The sequence below is a fragment of the Streptomyces sp. P5F9 genome (assembly GCF_057961495.1).
Genome location: NZ_JBXVPZ010000196.1, coordinates 1 through 17,550 on the forward strand (window position 1 = coordinate 1; position 17,550 = coordinate 17,550).

Genomic DNA, 17,550 nt, shown 5'->3' on the forward strand with positions numbered 1-17,550 from the left:
GGAGAAGGGGGTCGTCAAGGGGCGGGCGGCGTTCATGACCTGCCTGCACGGCGAACTGGCCCCCGACGAAGGGGTCGAGATCCTGATCTGTTTCAAGCCGTATCCGCCCTACGCCCACTTCAAGCGACCGGGGCACTGAGCCAGTCGTCGATGCCCGACAGCAGCTTGGTCTTCATGTCCTCCGGGGCCGCCGATCCGCGTACCGACTGCCGGGCCAGTTCGGCCAGTTCGCGGTCCGAGAAGGCGTGGTAGCGGCGGGCGATCTCGTACTGGGCGGCCAGCCGGGAGCCGAAGAGGAGGGGGTCGTCGGCGCCGAGTGCCAGCGGGACGCCCGCTTCGAAGAGGGTCCTCAGAGGCACGTCCTCGGGCTTCTCGTAGACACCCAGGGCCACGTTCGACGCCGGGCAGACCTCGCAGGTGATACCCCGGTCGGCGAGGCGCTTCAGCAGGCGCGGGTCCTCCGCCGCGCGCACCCCGTGGCCGATCCGGGTCGCGTGCAGGTCGTCCAGACAGTCCCGCACCGAGGCCGGGCCCGCCAGCTCGCCGCCGTGCGGCGCCGACAGCAGGCCGCCCTCCTGGGCGATCGCGAAGGCCCGGTCGAAGTCCCGTGCCATACCCCGGCGTTCGTCGTTCGAGAGGCCGAAACCCACCACTCCGTGGTCCGCGTACCGCACGGCCAGCCGGGCCAGCGTGCGCGCGTCCAAGGGGTGCTTCATCCGGTTCGCGGCCACCAGGACCCGCATCCCGAGCCCGGTCTCGCGGGAGGTCGTCTCCACCGCGTCCAGGATGACCTCCAGGGCCGGGATCAGCCCGCCCAGGCGCGGCGCGTACGACGTCGGGTCCACCTGGATCTCCAGCCAGCCCGAGCCGTCCCTGACGTCCTCCTCGGCGGCCTCGCGGACCAGCCGCTGGATGTCCTCGGGTTCCCGCAGGCACGACCGCGCCGCGTCGTACAGCCGCTGGAAACGGAACCAGCCCCGCTCGTCCGTCGCCCGCAGCCTCGGCGGCTCCCCGCTGGTCAGCGCCTCGGTCAGGGCGTCGGGCAGGCGTACGCCGTACTTGTCGGCGAGCTCCAGCACGGTGGTCGGCCGCATCGACCCGGTGAAGTGCAGGTGCAGATGGGCTTTCGGCAGTTCAGAGACATCACGTACACGCTCCATCTGGGAATCCTGCCGTACGTTTCCGCCGTCCCGGTACCACTTTCCCCGATCGTGGTCTTGCTCGCACAAAGCAGCGGGCCGCCTCCCCGGAGGGAAACGGCCCGCACACGCGCGTGGAGCACGAAAAACGTCAGTCCTTGGCCTCCGCCAGGAGCTTCTGGATACGGCTGACACCCTCGACGAGGTCCTCGTCACCCAGGGCGTACGACAGCCGCAGGTAACCGGGGGTCCCGAAGGCCTCGCCCGGGACGACCGCGACCTCGGCCTCCTCCAGGATCAGCGCGGCCAGCTCGACCGAGTCCTGCGGGCGCTTGCCGCGGATCTCCTTGCCGAGCAGCGCCTTGACCGACGGGTACGCGTAGAACGCGCCCTCGGGTTCCGGGCAGAGCACGCCGTCGATCTCGTTGAGCATCCGCACGATCGTCTTGCGGCGCCGGTCGAAGGCCTCGCGCATCTCCGCCACGGCCGTCAGATCCCCGGACACGGCGGCCAGCGCGGCGACCTGCGCCACGTTCGAGACGTTCGAGGTGGCGTGCGACTGGAGGTTGGTCGCGGCCTTGACGACGTCCTTCGGGCCGATGATCCAGCCCACCCGCCAGCCGGTCATGGCGTACGTCTTGGCGACACCGTTGACCACGATGCACTTGTCGCGCAGCTCCGGGAGGATCGCGGGCAGCGAGGTGAACTTGGCGTCGCCGTAGACCAGGTGCTCGTAGATCTCGTCCGTCATGACCCACAGGCCGTGCTCGACGGCCCAGCGGCCGATCGCCTCGGCCTCGGCCTCGCTGTAGACGGCGCCGGTCGGGTTGGACGGGGAGACGAAGAGGACGACCTTGGTGTTCTCGGTGCGGGCCGCCTCCAGCTGCTCGACCGTGACGCGGTAGCCGGTCGTCTCGTCGGCGACGACGTCCACCGGGACACCGCCCGCGAGACGGATCGACTCCGGGTACGTCGTCCAGTACGGCGCCGGGACGATGACCTCGTCGCCCGGGTCGAGGATCGCGGCGAAGGCCTCGTAGATGGCCTGCTTGCCGCCGTTGGTGACCAGGATCTGCGAGGCGTCCACCTCATAGCCCGAGTCGCGCAGCGTCTTCGCGGCGATCGCGGCCTTCAGCTCCGGCAGACCGCCGGCCGGGGTGTAGCGGTGGTACTTGGGGTTCGAGCAGGCCTCGATGGCGGCCTGGACGACGTAGTCCGGGGTCGGGAAGTCCGGTTCACCCGCGCCGAAGCCGATCACCGGACGTCCGGCGGCCTTGAGGGCCTTTGCCTTGGCGTCCACGGCGAGGGTGGCGGACTCGGAGATCGCGCCGACTCGGGCGGAGACCCGGCGCTCGGTGGGAGGGGTTGAGGCGCTCATGGGGCCCATCGTTTCAGACCGGAAACCCGCCCGGCACACCGGTTTCACAGACTGAACAGGATCGGGAAGGCATTGAACAACCGTCCGGATTCCCGCCCCGGCCTGGGCGATCTTTCTCCGGCAATCCCCGTACAGGCACTTTCTGTTCGACGACCGGCCCCGGAGCACGTACACTCCTAGCTCGTTGGCCTTCAACAGCCGCGCCCTACCAGGTGCACACCGAGCACCCGGGCGGATGCGGTACGTTGGGGACGTCACAAAGGGTCGTAGCTCAATTGGTAGAGCACCGGTCTCCAAAACCGGCGGTTGGGGGTTCAAGTCCCTCCGGCCCTGCTACACACACCTTCACCAGGATGTGTGCGCAGCGCATGTACGTACAGCAATGCACCGCCGTGCGGCTCAGACCGGGCGCGGCACGGCCACGACCCGGGAACAGGTGAGGATGAATGGCGGACGCCGTGGGCTCCATCGACATGCCTGATGCCCAGGACGAGGTGACGGAGTCCAAGAAGAAGGCCCGCAAGGGTGGCAAGCGCGCCAAGAAGGGCCCGCTGAAGCGCCTCGGCATCTTCTACCGCCAGATCGTCGCGGAGCTCCGCAAGGTCGTCTGGCCGACCCGTAACCAGCTGACGACGTACACGACGGTTGTCATCGTCTTCGTCGTCATCATGATCGGTCTCGTGACCGTGATTGACTATGGACTCAATCACGCCGCGAAGTACGTCTTCGGCTGAGGCCGGAAGCGAAGGGCGCCCTGACCGGCGCCCCTTTCGCGTGTTCCACCCCCATGTATCCAGGAAGAAGCAGCCACGTGTCTGACCCGAACCTGAACGAGGCCGTCGAGCCGGACGAGTCCGTGGAAGACGAACTCGACATCGTCGAGGGCGCGGACGAGGAGCTGGACGAGGTCGAGGCTGCGGACGCCGACGCGGGCGAGCCGGCCGAGGAAGTCGCCGTGCACGTCGAGGACGAGGACGCGGAAGCGACCGAGGACCTCGACGACGAGACCGCGGCCGAGGAAGAGGCCGAACCGGCCGAGCCCGTCGACCCCGTCGTCGCCCTGCGTGAGGAACTGCGTCTCCTGCCCGGCGAGTGGTACGTCATCCACACGTACGCCGGTTACGAGAACCGCGTGAAGACCAACCTGGAGCAGCGCGCCGTCTCGCTGAACGTCGAGGACTACATCTTCGCGGCCGAGGTGCCGCAAGAAGAGGTCGTCCAGATCAAGAACGGCGACCGCAAGACCATCAAGCAGAACAAGCTCCCGGGCTACGTCCTGGTCCGCATGGACCTGACGAACGAGTCCTGGGGCGTCGTCCGCAACACCCCCGGCGTCACTGGCTTCGTGGGCAACGCCTACGACCCGTACCCGCTGACCCTGGACGAGATCGTCAAGATGCTCGCCCCGGAGGCCGAGGAGAAGGCCGCGCGCGAGGCGGCCGAGGCCGAGGGCAAGCCGGTTCCGCAGCGCAAGGTCGAGGTCCAGGTGCTGGACTTCGAGGTCGGCGACTCGGTCACCGTCACCGACGGCCCGTTCGCGACGCTGCAGGCGACCATCAACGAGATCAACGCCGACTCGAAGAAGGTCAAGGGCCTCGTCGAGATCTTCGGCCGCGAGACGCCGGTGGAGCTCTCCTTCGACCAGATCCAGAAGAACTAGTTCTTCCTGGAGTTACGTCTTCCGCGCAGGTCAGACGGGCTGTCAAAAGCCTCTCTGACCTGCGCGGTTTTTAGCCGCGCATAGATACCCGTTATCGTTGTGCGGTATGCCTCCATCCGGATTAACCGGACAGAGGCCGAACACTCTCACTAGGACCCGGAGAGAGCAATGCCTCCCAAGAAGAAGAAGGTCACGGGGCTCATCAAGCTCCAGATCAACGCCGGTGCGGCGAACCCGGCCCCGCCGGTCGGCCCCGCGCTCGGTCAGCACGGCGTCAACATCATGGAGTTCTGCAAGGCCTACAACGCGGCGACCGAGTCGCAGCGTGGCTGGGTGATCCCGGTGGAGATCACGGTCTACGAAGACCGCTCCTTCACCTTCGTCACCAAGACTCCGCCGGCCGCGAAGATGATCCTCAAGGCCGCTGGTGTCGAGAAGGGCTCGGGCGAGCCGCACAAGACCAAGGTCGCCAAGATCACCCAGGCGCAGGTCCGTGAGATCGCCACGACCAAGCTTCCCGACCTGAACGCCAACGACCTGGACGCCGCGTCGAAGATCATCGCCGGCACCGCCCGTTCCATGGGCATCACGGTCGAGGGCTGACCTTCACCTCGTAGGAAAGACCGTGGCAGGGCCTGCTCGGCCCACACCACGACTCCTCAGAACACACACAGGAGCAGTAGTGAGCAAGCGCAGCAAGTCTCTCCGCGCTGCGGACGAGAAGATCGACCGGGACAAGCTCTACGCCCCGCTCGAAGCCGTCCGTCTCGCCAAGGAGACCTCCACCTCCAAGTTCGACGGCACCGTCGAGGTCGCCTTCCGTCTGGGTGTCGACCCGCGCAAGGCGGACCAGATGGTCCGTGGCACCGTGAACCTCCCGCACGGCACCGGTAAGACCGCCCGGGTCCTGGTCTTCGCGACCGGTGACCGTGCCGAGGCCGCGACCGCCGCAGGCGCCGACATCGTCGGCTCCGACGAACTCATCGACGAGGTGGCGAAGGGCCGGCTGGACTTCGACGCCGTCGTCGCCACCCCGGACCTCATGGGCAAGGTCGGCCGCCTCGGCCGCGTGCTCGGTCCCCGTGGTCTCATGCCGAACCCCAAGACCGGCACCGTGACGCCGGACGTGGCCAAGGCCGTCAACGAGATCAAGGGCGGAAAGATCGAGTTCCGCGTCGACAAGCACTCGAACCTGCACTTCATCATCGGCAAGTCGTCCTTCGACGACACCAAGCTGGTGGAGAACTACGGCGCGGCCCTGGACGAGATCCTCCGTCTGAAGCCGTCCGCCGCCAAGGGTCGCTACATCAAGAAGGCCGCGATCAGCACCACGATCGGCCCCGGCATTCCGGTCGACCCGAACCGCACCCGCAACCTCCTCGTCGAGGAGGACCCGGCCGCCGTCTGAGCCCCGCGCTCACCTCGGTAGCCGCGTCCGGCGCGCGTCAGCATTCGGGCGAGCCCCGCAACCTTCGGGTTGCGGGGCTCGTCCTCTTTTCGGACGGGGTGTCAGTGCGCTGCGTTAGCGTTTCTGGCAGGCACAGCAATCGCATAGGGGTGGGGACGGATGAAGAGCACGACCGTGCGCCGGGTGGGTCTCTCGATCGCGGTGGCGACCGTGCTGGCCTCGGTGGCCGCCTGCGGTTCCTCGGGGTCCTCCGGGAGCTCCGGCAAGGACGACAAGGCCGTGGGCAAGGGCTCGACCCGGGTGAGCCCCATAGCGGCCCTGCGCAGCGCCGAGCAGTCCACCGACAAGGCGGACTCCGCCAAGGTCGAGTCCTCCACCGTGATGGGCTCCCTGATGTCCATGGACGCCAAGGGCGACCTCGGCTGGGGCGACGGCATCACCGGCGTCCTCACGATGACGTACACCGGCGGCACGATGGCCCAGACGATGCGCGCGGCCGGCAGCACGTCGATGGAGGCCCGCTATCTGCCGGACGCCTACTACGCGAAGATGGGCGACAAGTTCGCCGAGCAGGCGGGCGGCAAGCACTGGCTCAAGTACGACTACGACGACCTGGCCAAGCTCGGCGGCAGCTCCGGCGCGTACCTCAAGGACCAGATGCAGAACTCCACGCCGAACCAGTCGGTGAAGCTCCTGCTCGCCTCCGGGGACGTCAAGAAGGTCGGTACGGAGTCGGTCCGCGGCCAGCAGGCCACGCACTACTCGGGCACGGTCAATGTCGCCGACCTCGCCGCCAAGAACTCCAACCTCACCGCGAGCCAGCTCGCCGGCCTGAGGAAGCAGCTCACCGCGGCCGGCGTCACCACGGAACAGGTCGACATCTGGGTCAACGCCCAGAACCTGCTGATCAAGAAGGTCGAGAAGGGCCAGATGTCCTCGGGTCAGTACAGCCAGACCGCCTACTACAGCGACTACGGCGTGAAGGTCGACCCGACCGTGCCCCCGGCGAGCGACACCGAGGACTTCACGGCACTGCTGAAGCAGCAGGGTGCGGGTTCGGGCAGCAGCGGCACGTCGACCGGGTCCGGCACGAGTTCCTGAGCGGATGACCACTCCGGCCGGGCGCAAGTCCGGCCGGGGCCAACTCCGGTCGGGGGCAAGGGACTTCGCGGGGGGCCACAGGAGCTCGCCGAGGCTCACGGGAATGCGCCGGGCTCGCCGCCCTGCTCGTCGCCGGGACCGTCGGCGGGGTTCGGACCACCCACTACGTCGACAAGGTCACCCTCGCCGACGTCAAGGCAGCCGCCGCCACGGGCGACAAGGGCCCGCTCGACATGACGATCACCTTCCGCGACCTGAACAAGCCGGTGACGGTCACCGCCCCGCCGGCGCAGGGCACCACCGACCTCGCCGGGCCGATGAAGGATGCCCAGGGCTGAGCCGTACGGGCGGATTTGCTTCAGTGCGTGGCGCTCGCGTACGGTGGTCCAGAAGCCAAAGACCGCTGGTCGTTGCCGTGCCTGTCAAAGGGTGTGGTGACCGAAGGATCCGCTGAACAGTGGACGACCCGCGCAGGTGAACTGGATGTGTTCCCGGGAATGTTGTTTCCGGTCGAGCTACGCCCCGTGCGCCTGCGCCGGGGCGTTTTTTCTGTCCCAGCCCCTTCTGAGCGGTCCTCATCACCCGGAAGGAGGCCGACGCTCTATGGCAAGGCCCGACAAGGCTGCCGCGGTAGCCGAGCTCGCGGACCAGTTCCGCGGCTCGAACGCCGCCGTGCTGACCGAGTACCGGGGTCTCACCGTGGCGCAGCTCAAGACGCTGCGTCGTTCGCTCGGTGAGAACGCCCAGTACGCCGTGGTGAAGAACACGCTGACCAAGATTGCGGCCAACGAGGCCGGGATCTCTACGCTCGACGACCTGTTCAACGGTCCGACGGCGGTCGCCTTCATCACCGGTGACCCGGTGGAGTCGGCGAAGGGTCTTCGTGACTTCGCCAAGGACAACCCGAACCTCGTCATCAAGGGCGGTGTCCTTGACGGCAAGGCGCTGTCCGCCGACGAGATCAAGAAGCTCGCGGACCTTGAGTCCCGCGAGGTTCTGCTCGCCAAGCTGGCGGGTGCCTTCAAGGGCAAGCAGACTCAGGCTGCGCAGCTCTTCCAGGCGCTTCCGTCGAAGCTCGTCCGCACGGTGGACGCCCTTCGCGCCAAGCAAGAAGAGCAGGGCGGTGCCGAGTAATTCGGCTCGCAGCATGACCGCCGCCTGAGGCTCCGCGCCCCACGGCAACGGTCGTAGCGGGCCGAACGTACGCCCGCCAGACATGTACACACCGGCACCAGCCGAAATTAGTGGAAGGAAGCCATCGTGGCTCTCACCCAGGACGAACTGCTCGCCGAGTTCGAGACCATGACCCTCATCCAGCTTTCCGAGTTCGTGAAGGCGTTCGAGGAGAAGTTCGACGTCACCGCCGCCGCCGCGGTCGCCGCTGCGCCGGCCGGCCCGGCCGCCGCCGCCGAGGTCGCTGAGGAGCAGGACGAGTTCGACGTCATCCTCACCGGCGCCGGCGAGAAGAAGATCCAGGTCATCAAGGTCGTGCGTGAGCTGACCTCGCTGGGTCTCAAGGAGGCCAAGGACCTCGTGGACGGCGCTCCGAAGCCGGTCCTTGAGAAGGTCGCCAAGGACGCCGCCGAGAAGGCCGCCGAGTCCCTCAAGGGCGCCGGCGCCTCGGTCGAGGTCAAGTAACACCGTCGAGGTCGTGGACGGGGTCCCAAGGACCTTGTAACGCCTCAGCACTGAAGAGCGATCATCCATCTGGGTGGTCGCTCTTCGGCGTTCCCGGGTCGGGTGAGCGGCAGCCTTGCGGTCAGGGGTTCGCGGAGTATGGTGATCTTCTTCGTGCCTCCGAGCATCCCTGGTGGTATGTGGTGTGGGCCATGGAGGCCTTGACGAACCGCACGCAGCGCGCAATTCTCAGGACGCGTCGTCACAACGATCCGAATCCGAGGCATGGATCGGCGGCGAAGAGGGCAGTATCAACGCGTTGAGGACGTGAGCTTGCCGAGGGTGTTGAGCACGACGAGGGTCTCAAAAAAGCGGGGCTGGACATCAGTGCGCCAAGTGGCTACACTGACCCTTTGCGCTGCCTGTTAGCTGCTCCCTGCCCGTCACCAGGGGCATGCCCTCACTTGAGCATCGATGACCGGACCAACTCTGACCTGGCCTTTCCGGGCCGTCTCAGGAAGTCCATGTCTCTTTGCCCCTGAGAGGGGCCGGTACGCGCGTAGTGAGTCCGAGCCCTCGGAAGGACCCCCTCTTGGCCGCCTCGCGCACTGCCTCGACCGCGAATACGAACAACGGCGCCAGCACCGCCCCGCTGCGCATCTCCTTTGCAAAGATCAAGGAGCCCCTTGAGGTTCCCAACCTGCTCGCGTTGCAGACCGAGAGCTTCGACTGGCTGCTCGGCAACTCCGCCTGGCAGAGTCGGGTCGAGGCGGCTCTGGAGTCGGGTCAGGACGTCCCCACGAAGTCCGGTCTGGAGGAGATCTTCGAGGAGATCTCTCCGATCGAGGACTTCTCCGGGTCGATGTCGCTGACCTTCCGCGACCACCGTTTCGAACCTCCCAAGAACAGCATCGACGAGTGCAAGGAGCGCGACTTCACGTACGCCGCCCCGCTCTTCGTAACCGCTGAGTTCACCAACAACGAGACCGGCGAGATCAAGTCCCAGACGGTCTTCATGGGCGACTTCCCGCTCATGACCAACAAGGGCACCTTCGTCATCAACGGCACCGAGCGTGTCGTCGTGTCGCAGCTGGTCCGTTCGCCGGGCGTCTACTTCGACTCCTCGATCGACAAGACGTCCGACAAGGACATCTTCTCCGCCAAGGTGATCCCGTCCCGGGGCGCCTGGCTGGAGATGGAGATCGACAAGCGCGACATGGTCGGTGTCCGCATCGACCGCAAGCGCAAGCAGTCCGTCACCGTCCTGCTCAAGGCTCTCGGTTGGACGACCGAGCAGATCCTGGAGGAGTTCGGCGAGTACGAGTCCATGCGCGCCACCCTGGAGAAGGACCACACCCAGGGCCAGGACGACGCGCTTCTCGACATCTACCGCAAGCTGCGTCCGGGCGAGCCCCCGACCCGCGAGGCCGCGCAGACGCTTCTTGAGAACCTCTACTTCAACCCGAAGCGCTACGACCTCGCCAAGGTCGGCCGCTACAAGGTCAACAAGAAGCTGGGCGGCGAAGCCCCGCTGGACGCCGGCGTCCTGACCGTCGAGGACATCATCTCGTCGATCAAGTACCTGGTGAAGCTGCACGCCGGCGAGACCGAGACGGTCGGTGACAACGGCACGACGATCGTCGTCGAGACCGACGACATCGACCACTTCGGCAACCGCCGTCTGCGCAACGTCGGCGAGCTCATCCAGAACCAGGTCCGTACGGGCCTGGCGCGTATGGAGCGAGTCGTCCGCGAGCGGATGACGACCCAGGACGTCGAGGCGATCACGCCGCAGACCCTGATCAACATCCGGCCGGTCGTCGCCTCCATCAAGGAGTTCTTCGGCACCAGCCAGCTGTCGCAGTTCATGGACCAGAACAACCCGCTGTCGGGTCTCACCCACAAGCGCCGTCTGTCGGCGCTCGGCCCGGGTGGTCTCTCCCGTGAGCGGGCCGGCTTCGAGGTCCGTGACGTGCACCCCTCGCACTACGGCCGCATGTGCCCGATCGAGACCCCCGAAGGCCCGAACATCGGCCTGATCGGCTCGCTCGCCTCCTACGGCCGGGTCAACGCGTTCGGTTTCGTCGAGACGCCGTACCGCCGGGTCACCGACGGTGTCGTCACCGACGAGGTCGACTACCTGACCGCCGACGAAGAGGACCGATTCGTCATCGCGCAGGCCAACGCGCCGCTCGGGGACGACTTCCGGTTCGAGGAGACCCGCGTCCTGGTCCGCCGTCGTGGCGGAGAGGTCGACTACGTCCCCGGTGACGACGTCGACTACATGGACGTCTCCCCGCGCCAGATGGTGTCCGTCGCGACCGCGATGATCCCCTTCCTGGAGCACGACGACGCCAACCGTGCCCTCATGGGCGCGAACATGATGCGTCAGGCCGTGCCGCTGATTAAGTCCGAGGCGCCGCTGGTCGGCACCGGCATGGAGTACCGCTGTGCGGTCGACGCCGGTGACGTCCTGAAGTCGGAGAAGGACGGTGTGGTCCAGGAGGTCTCCGCGGACTACATCACCACCGCCAACGACGACGGCACGTACACCACGTACCGCCTCGCGAAGTTCTCCCGCTCCAACCAGGGCACCTCCGTCAACCAGAAGGTTGTCGTGGACGAGGGCGCCCGGGTCGTCGCCGGCCAGGTGCTGGCCGACGGTCCGGCGACCGAGTTCGGCGAGATGGCGCTCGGCAAGAACCTGCTCGTGGCGTTCATGCCCTGGGAGGGTCACAACTACGAGGACGCGATCATCCTGTCGCAGCGCCTCGTACAGGACGACGTCCTCTCCTCGATCCACATCGAGGAGCACGAGGTCGACGCCCGTGACACCAAGCTCGGCCCCGAGGAGATCACCCGGGACATCCCGAACGTCTCCGAGGAGGTCCTCGCCGACCTCGACGAGCGCGGCATCATCCGTATCGGTGCCGAGGTCGTCGCCGGTGACATCCTCGTCGGCAAGGTCACGCCCAAGGGTGAGACCGAGCTGACCCCCGAGGAGCGCCTGCTCCGCGCGATCTTCGGTGAGAAGGCGCGCGAGGTGCGCGACACCTCGCTGAAGGTGCCGCACGGCGAGATCGGCAAGGTCATCGGCGTCCGCGTCTTCGACCGCGAGGAGGGCGACGAACTGCCGCCCGGCGTCAACCAGTTGGTCCGTGTGTATGTTGCGCAGAAGCGCAAGATCACCGACGGTGACAAGCTGGCCGGCCGCCACGGCAACAAGGGTGTCATCTCCAAGATCCTGCCGATCGAGGACATGCCGTTCCTTGAGGACGGCACCCCGGTCGACATCATCCTGAACCCGCTGGGTGTCCCGTCCCGAATGAACCCGGGACAGGTCCTGGAGATCCACCTCGGCTGGCTCGCCAGCCGCGGCTGGGACGTCTCCGGCTTCAGCGAGGACTGGGCGCGCCGCCTGCAGGTCATCGGCGCCGACCAGGTCGCGCCGGGTACCAACGTCGCGACCCCGGTCTTCGACGGTGCCCGCGAGGACGAGATCTCCGGTCTCTTCGAGGCCACGATCCCGAACCGCGACGGCGACCGCCTGGTCCAGGCCTCCGGAAAGGCCAACCTGTTCGACGGCCGCTCCGGCGAGCCGTTCCCGGAGCCGATCTCGATCGGCTACATGTACATCCTGAAGCTGCACCACCTGGTCGACGACAAGCTGCACGCCCGTTCGACCGGTCCGTACTCGATGATCACCCAGCAGCCGCTGGGTGGTAAGGCGCAGTTCGGTGGTCAGCGCTTCGGCGAGATGGAGGTGTGGGCGCTTGAGGCTTATGGCGCCGCTTACGCCCTCCAGGAGCTGCTGACGATCAAGTCCGACGACGTCACCGGCCGCGTGAAGGTCTACGAGGCCATCGTCAAGGGCGAGAACATCCCCGAGCCCGGCATCCCCGAGTCCTTCAAGGTGCTCATCAAGGAGATGCAGTCGCTCTGCCTGAACGTGGAGGTGCTGTCCAGTGACGGTATGTCCATCGAGATGCGTGACACCGACGAGGATGTCTTCCGCGCAGCGGAGGAGCTCGGCATCGACCTGTCCCGGCGCGAGCCGAGCAGCGTCGAAGAGGTCTGACGGGAGTCCGGAGACCTGCGCCACGCAGGTCTCCGGCCCCAGGACCCCCGTATCAGACCCCAAGACTTACAACCCTGAGAGGGATTGACGCATAGTGCTCGACGTCAACTTCTTCGATGAGCTCCGGATCGGTCTGGCCACCGCTGACGACATCCGTCAGTGGAGCCACGGCGAGGTCAAGAAGCCTGAGACCATCAACTACCGCACGCTCAAGCCCGAAAAGGACGGACTCTTCTGCGAGAAGATCTTCGGTCCGACCCGGGACTGGGAGTGCTACTGCGGCAAGTACAAGCGCGTTCGCTTCAAGGGCATCATCTGTGAGCGCTGCGGCGTCGAGGTGACCCGCGCCAAGGTGCGCCGTGAGCGGATGGGCCACATCGAACTGGCCGCGCCCGTCACACACATCTGGTACTTCAAGGGTGTCCCGTCACGACTGGGATACCTGCTCGACCTCGCCCCGAAGGACCTCGAAAAGGTCATCTACTTCGCGGCGTACATGATCACGTTCGTCGACGAAGAGCGCCGTACGCGTGACCTGCCCTCGCTGGAGGCGCACGTCTCCGTGGAGCGTCAGCAGGTCGAGAACCGGCGTGACTCCGACCTCGAAGCCCGCGCCAAGAAGCTTGAGACCGACCTGGCCGAGCTTGAGGCCGAGGGCGCCAAGGCCGACGTGCGCCGCAAGGTGCGCGAAGGTGCCGAGCGGGAGATGAAGCAGCTGCGCGACCGTGCGCAGCGCGAGATCGACCGCCTGGACGAGGTGTGGACCCGGTTCAAGAACCTCAAGGTCCAGGACCTGGAGGGCGACGAGCTCCTCTACCGCGAGCTGCGTGACCGCTTCGGCACGTACTTCGACGGTTCGATGGGTGCCGCGGCGCTGCAGAAGCGCCTGGAGTCCTTCGACCTGGATGAAGAGGCCGAGCGGCTTCGCGAGATCATCCGCACCGGCAAGGGCCAGAAGAAGACCCGTGCGCTGAAGCGGCTGAAGGTCGTGTCTGCCTTCCTGCAGACCTCCAACAGCCCCAAGGGCATGGTCCTCGACTGCGTCCCGGTCATTCCGCCGGACCTTCGCCCGATGGTGCAGCTGGACGGTGGCCGCTTCGCGACCTCCGACCTGAACGACCTGTACCGCCGTGTGATCAACCGCAACAACCGCCTGAAGCGACTCCTCGACCTCGGTGCCCCCGAGATCATCGTGAACAACGAGAAGCGCATGCTTCAGGAGGCCGTCGACGCGCTCTTCGACAACGGCCGTCGTGGCCGCCCGGTGACGGGCCCCGGCAACCGTCCGCTGAAGTCGCTGTCCGACATGCTCAAGGGCAAGCAGGGTCGCTTCCGTCAGAACCTGCTCGGCAAGCGCGTGGACTACTCCGCGCGTTCCGTGATCGTTGTCGGCCCGCAGCTGAAGCTGCACCAGTGCGGTCTGCCGAAGGCCATGGCGCTGGAGCTCTTCAAGCCGTTCGTGATGAAGCGCCTGGTCGACCTGAACCACGCGCAGAACATCAAGAGCGCCAAGCGGATGGTCGAGCGCGGCCGCACGGTCGTCTACGACGTCCTCGAAGAGGTCATCGCCGAGCACCCGGTTCTGCTGAACCGTGCGCCCACGCTGCACCGCCTCGGCATCCAGGCCTTCGAGCCGCAGCTGGTCGAGGGCAAGGCCATCCAGATCCACCCGCTCGTCTGCACCGCGTTCAACGCGGACTTCGACGGTGACCAGATGGCCGTACACCTGCCGCTCTCCGCGGAGGCGCAGGCCGAGGCCCGCATCCTGATGCTGTCCTCGAACAACATCCTGAAGCCGGCCGACGGTCGTCCCGTCACCATGCCGACCCAGGACATGGTGCTGGGTCTGTTCTTCCTCACCACCGACGGTGAACTCCGTGACGTCAAGGGCGAGGGCCGCGCGTTCGGCTCCACGGCCGAGGCGACGATGGCGTTCGACGGCGGCGAGCTGGCGCTCCAGTCGGCCGTGGACATCCGCTTCCCGGTGGGCACCATCCCGCCGCGTGGCTGGGTGCCGCCGGTCCGCGAGGAGGGCGAGCCCGAGTGGCAGCAGGGTGACACCTTCCGCCTCCGTACGACCCTGGGCCGCGCGCTCTTCAACGAGCTGCTGCCCGAGGACTACCCGTTCGTCGACTACTCGGTGGGCAAGAAGCAGCTCTCCGAGATCGTCAACGACCTGGCCGAGCGCTACCCCAAGGTCATCGTGGCGGCGACGCTCGACAACCTGAAGGCGGCCGGCTTCTTCTGGGCGACCCGTTCCGGTGTCACCGTGGCCATCTCCGACGTCGTCGTTCCCGAGGCGAAGAAGGAGATCGTCAAGGGTTACGAGGCGCAGGACGAGAAGGTCCAGAAGCAGTACGAGCGCGGTCTGATCACCAAGGAAGAGCGCACGCAGGAGCTCATCGCGATCTGGACCAAGGCGACCAACGAGGTCGCCGAGGCGATGAACGCGAACTTCCCGAAGACCAACCCCATCTTCATGATGGTCGACTCGGGTGCCCGAGGAAACATGATGCAGATGCGTCAGATCGCCGGTATGCGCGGTCTGGTGTCGAACGCCAAGAACGAGACGATCCCGCGTCCGATCAAGGCCTCCTTCCGTGAGGGCCTGTCGGTGCTGGAGTACTTCATCTCGACTCACGGTGCTCGTAAGGGTCTGGCCGACACCGCCCTCCGTACCGCCGACTCGGGTTACCTCACCCGTCGTCTGGTCGACGTCTCCCAGGACGTCATCATCCGCGAGGAGGACTGCGGCACCGACCGCGGCCTCAAGCTGCACATCGCGGAGCGCGGCGCGGACGGTGTCCTGCGCAAGGCCGACAACGTCGAGACCAGTGTGTACGCCCGTGCGCTGGCCGAGGACATCACCGTCGACGGCAAGGTGCTGGCCCCGGCCAACACCGACCTCGGCGACGTCCTCATCGACGAGCTGGTCAAGCACGGCATCGAGACGGTCAAGACCCGCTCGGTCCTGACCTGCGAGTCCGCCGTCGGCACCTGCGCCATGTGCTACGGCCGCTCGCTGGCCACCGGCAAGCTGGTCGACATCGGTGAGGCGGTCGGCATCATCGCCGCCCAGTCCATCGGTGAGCCCGGTACCCAGCTGACGATGCGTACCTTCCACACCGGTGGTGTGGCCGGTGACGACATCACCCAGGGTCTGCCCCGTGTCGTCGAGCTCTTCGAGGCTCGCACGCCCAAGGGTGTCGCCCCGATCTCCGAGGCCCAGGGCCGCGTGCGGATCGAGGAGACCGAGAAGACCAAGAAGCTCGTCGTCACCCCGGACGACGGCAGCGACGAGACGGCGTTCCCGATCTCGAAGCGTGCCCGTCTCCTGGTCAGCGAGGGCGAGCACGTCGAGGTGGGCCAGAAGCTCACCGTGGGTGCCACCAACCCGCACGACGTGCTGCGCATCCTGGGTCAGCGTGCCGTCCAGGTCCACCTGGTCGGCGAGGTCCAGAAGGTCTACAACTCGCAGGGTGTGTCGATCCACGACAAGCACATCGAGATCATCATCCGGCAGATGCTCCGCCGTGTGACGATCATCGAGTCCGGCGACGCCGAGCTGCTGCCCGGCGAGCTGGTCGAGCGTTCGCGCTTCGAGCAGGAGAACCGTCGTGTGGTGCAGGAGGGCGGTCACCCGGCCTCCGGTCGTCCGCAGCTCATGGGTATCACCAAGGCCTCGCTGGCCACGGAGTCCTGGCTGTCGGCGGCGTCCTTCCAGGAGACGACCAGGGTTCTGACGGACGCGGCGATCAACGCCAAGTCCGACTCCCTGATCGGCCTCAAGGAGAACGTCATCATCGGTAAGCTCATCCCGGCCGGTACGGGCCTGTCCCGCTACCGCAACATCCGGGTCGAGCCGACCGAGGAAGCCAAGGCCGCGATGTACTCGGCCGTCGGCTACGACGACATCGACTACTCGCCGTTCGGCACGGGCTCCGGCCAGGCCGTTCCGCTGGAGGACTACGACTACGGTCCGTACAACCAGTGAGTAGCTGAAACGCGTTGAAGGGCGGCACCCCGCACGGGGTGCCGCCCTTCGGCGTTTCCCAATACTGCTCAGTGCGGTGTCAGTTCCCAGGCCGTGACGACAACGGTCGCTATGGCGGCCAGGGCGCCGATGCTGGCGAGTGGCCAGCGGGAGCGTTCCAGGGCGTCCAACCGCTGTTCGTGGTCGGCGAGTTGGCGGTCGGTCTGGTCGCTGCGCTGGACCAGCAGCGCGAGGGAGCCGTCGACCCGGGCGAAGCCGGCCTCTACGGTCCCGCGCAGCCGTTCCAGTTCCACGGCGACGGCGATCGGGTCGGACAGGGACGTGGGTTCGTTCACGTGTCCTCCCGTTCCGGATCGGCCTTGACCAGCTTCAGCAGCGCGCCGTCGTCGGCCGACGGCACATCGGTGCGCAGCCAGGTGGGCAACAGTGCCTGTACGGCGGGCAGGGCCATGATCCTTGTGACTCCGGCGGCTGCGGCCAGCGCCGCGGCCACCCAGGGCAGGGTGTCCGGGACACCGGCGGCGTCGACGACCGTCGGCAGCAGGACACACAGGCCGACAGCGGTCTGGAGAACGGTACGGAGGGTGCGCTTGGCGGCCTCTGACATGGGTGGACCTTGCCTTTCCGAGGGGTTCAGGAGCTGTACGGGACCTTCAGCGCGATCCAGGAGGTGGCGCCGGGCCAGCCGTCCGCCGCGGTGCCGGTGTAGCCGAGCTTGCGTTGCCACTTGGCGTAGGAGGTCTTGTCGGCGGTGGTCCACTGGGGGCCGGGGCCGGAGGTGTACGCCGAGCAGCCGACGGCGACCAGTCGCTTGCCCATCGCCGTGACGATCGCGGACTTGGGGTTCTTCTTGAACCAGTCGGCGCCGGGGAAGGGCTGGTAGGTGGGGTTGGCCGGCTTGGTGGGCGTCGTGACCTTTGTGCCGAGGCGGGTGGCCACCCGGGTGCGGAAGCCGGCCATCGTGAAACCCCGCGGGTCGATCTTGGTGTTCGTCCACTCTTTGTGGCCGATGACCGAGTGGGCGTTCCAGCCGTGCGCTCGGCAGAGGGCGGCTGAGGCCCGGACCATCGCCTCCAGCTGGACTGCGGGCCAGGGGTCCTTGCCGTCGCCGAGGTTCACGCACTCGAAGCCGTAGAAGTGGACGTTGCCGTCCGTGTTGTTCTGGTTCGGGGCGG

General features: G+C 66.8%; 14 protein-coding genes, 1 tRNA gene and 1 pseudogene. 11 read left to right on the forward strand and 5 right to left on the reverse strand.

Translation table 11 applies throughout. The annotated features are described in order from the left end of the window. Window positions 1-119: 119 nt before the first annotated feature. Window positions 120-1,160: an adenosine deaminase gene (locus AC31A1_RS27650; protein ID WP_489655930.1), complete on the reverse strand. Its 1,041-nt coding sequence runs from the start codon at window positions 1,158-1,160 to the stop codon at window positions 120-122. 130 nt (window positions 1,161-1,290) lie between these two features. Next, window positions 1,291-2,517 carry a pyridoxal phosphate-dependent aminotransferase gene (locus AC31A1_RS27655; RefSeq protein WP_403582966.1) on the reverse strand — a complete coding sequence of 409 codons (1,227 nt, stop codon included), beginning with the start codon at window positions 2,515-2,517 and terminating at the stop codon, window positions 1,291-1,293. 260 nt (window positions 2,518-2,777) lie between these two features. On the opposite strand from AC31A1_RS27655, the gene AC31A1_RS27660 reads away from it, so the two are divergent. The 11 genes and pseudogenes from AC31A1_RS27660 to AC31A1_RS27710 all read left to right on the forward strand — a co-directional run bounded on the left by AC31A1_RS27660 (window position 2,778) and on the right by AC31A1_RS27710 (window position 16,375). Continuing rightward, window positions 2,778-2,850: transfer RNA gene (locus tag AC31A1_RS27660), tRNA-Trp, on the forward strand. A gap of 113 nt (window positions 2,851-2,963) precedes the next feature. Next, the gene (gene secE, locus AC31A1_RS27665; protein WP_405862856.1) at window positions 2,964-3,251 is read left to right on the forward strand and encodes a preprotein translocase subunit SecE; all 288 of its coding nucleotides are present in this window, start codon (window positions 2,964-2,966) and stop codon (window positions 3,249-3,251) included. 77 nt (window positions 3,252-3,328) lie between these two features. Then, the gene (gene nusG / locus AC31A1_RS27670) at window positions 3,329-4,177 is read left to right on the forward strand and encodes a transcription termination/antitermination protein NusG (RefSeq protein WP_489655931.1); all 849 of its coding nucleotides are present in this window, start codon (window positions 3,329-3,331) and stop codon (window positions 4,175-4,177) included. 168 nt (window positions 4,178-4,345) lie between these two features. After that, the gene (rplK, locus tag AC31A1_RS27675) at window positions 4,346-4,780 is read left to right on the forward strand and encodes a 50S ribosomal protein L11 (protein WP_019072313.1); all 435 of its coding nucleotides are present in this window, start codon (window positions 4,346-4,348) and stop codon (window positions 4,778-4,780) included. A gap of 79 nt (window positions 4,781-4,859) precedes the next feature. Next, entirely contained in the window at window positions 4,860-5,585 is a 726-nt protein-coding gene (gene rplA, locus AC31A1_RS27680; protein ID WP_093627332.1) for a 50S ribosomal protein L1, read from the forward strand. A gap of 159 nt (window positions 5,586-5,744) precedes the next feature. Beyond that, entirely contained in the window at window positions 5,745-6,686 is a 942-nt protein-coding gene (locus tag AC31A1_RS27685) for an SCO4651 family lipoprotein (protein ID WP_489655932.1), read from the forward strand. 137 nt (window positions 6,687-6,823) lie between these two features. After that, window positions 6,824-7,024, forward strand: a pseudogene (locus tag AC31A1_RS27690) (DUF1396 domain-containing protein); the annotation flags it as partial. Between the two features lie 265 nt (window positions 7,025-7,289). Next, entirely contained in the window at window positions 7,290-7,820 is a 531-nt protein-coding gene (gene rplJ / locus AC31A1_RS27695; protein WP_489655933.1) for a 50S ribosomal protein L10, read from the forward strand. A 123-nt stretch (window positions 7,821-7,943) separates the two neighbouring features. Next, the gene (rplL, locus tag AC31A1_RS27700; RefSeq protein ID WP_266776508.1) at window positions 7,944-8,324 is read left to right on the forward strand and encodes a 50S ribosomal protein L7/L12; all 381 of its coding nucleotides are present in this window, start codon (window positions 7,944-7,946) and stop codon (window positions 8,322-8,324) included. A gap of 571 nt (window positions 8,325-8,895) precedes the next feature. Further along, the gene (gene rpoB / locus AC31A1_RS27705) at window positions 8,896-12,381 is read left to right on the forward strand and encodes a DNA-directed RNA polymerase subunit beta (RefSeq protein WP_489655934.1); all 3,486 of its coding nucleotides are present in this window, start codon (window positions 8,896-8,898) and stop codon (window positions 12,379-12,381) included. A gap of 94 nt (window positions 12,382-12,475) precedes the next feature. After that, a complete protein-coding gene (locus AC31A1_RS27710) occupies window positions 12,476-16,375 on the forward strand; it encodes a DNA-directed RNA polymerase subunit beta' (RefSeq protein WP_033279981.1) in 3,900 nt (1,299 codons plus the stop codon). A 68-nt stretch (window positions 16,376-16,443) separates the two neighbouring features. Here AC31A1_RS27710 and AC31A1_RS27715 read toward each other — a convergent pair whose 3' ends face one another. The 3 genes from AC31A1_RS27715 to AC31A1_RS27725 form a co-directional block, all read right to left on the reverse strand. Then, window positions 16,444-16,710, reverse strand: coding sequence for a hypothetical protein (locus AC31A1_RS27715; RefSeq protein ID WP_327401957.1), 267 nt, complete (start codon window positions 16,708-16,710; stop codon window positions 16,444-16,446). Then, window positions 16,707-16,982 carry a hypothetical protein gene (locus AC31A1_RS27720; RefSeq protein WP_489655935.1) on the reverse strand — a complete coding sequence of 92 codons (276 nt, stop codon included), beginning with the start codon at window positions 16,980-16,982 and terminating at the stop codon, window positions 16,707-16,709. The genes AC31A1_RS27715 and AC31A1_RS27720 overlap by 4 nt, the downstream gene beginning before the upstream one ends. 26 nt (window positions 16,983-17,008) lie before the next feature. Further along, a partial coding sequence (locus AC31A1_RS27725) for a peptidoglycan-binding protein (protein ID WP_489655936.1) occupies window positions 17,009-17,550 on the reverse strand: 542 nt, incomplete at its 5' end.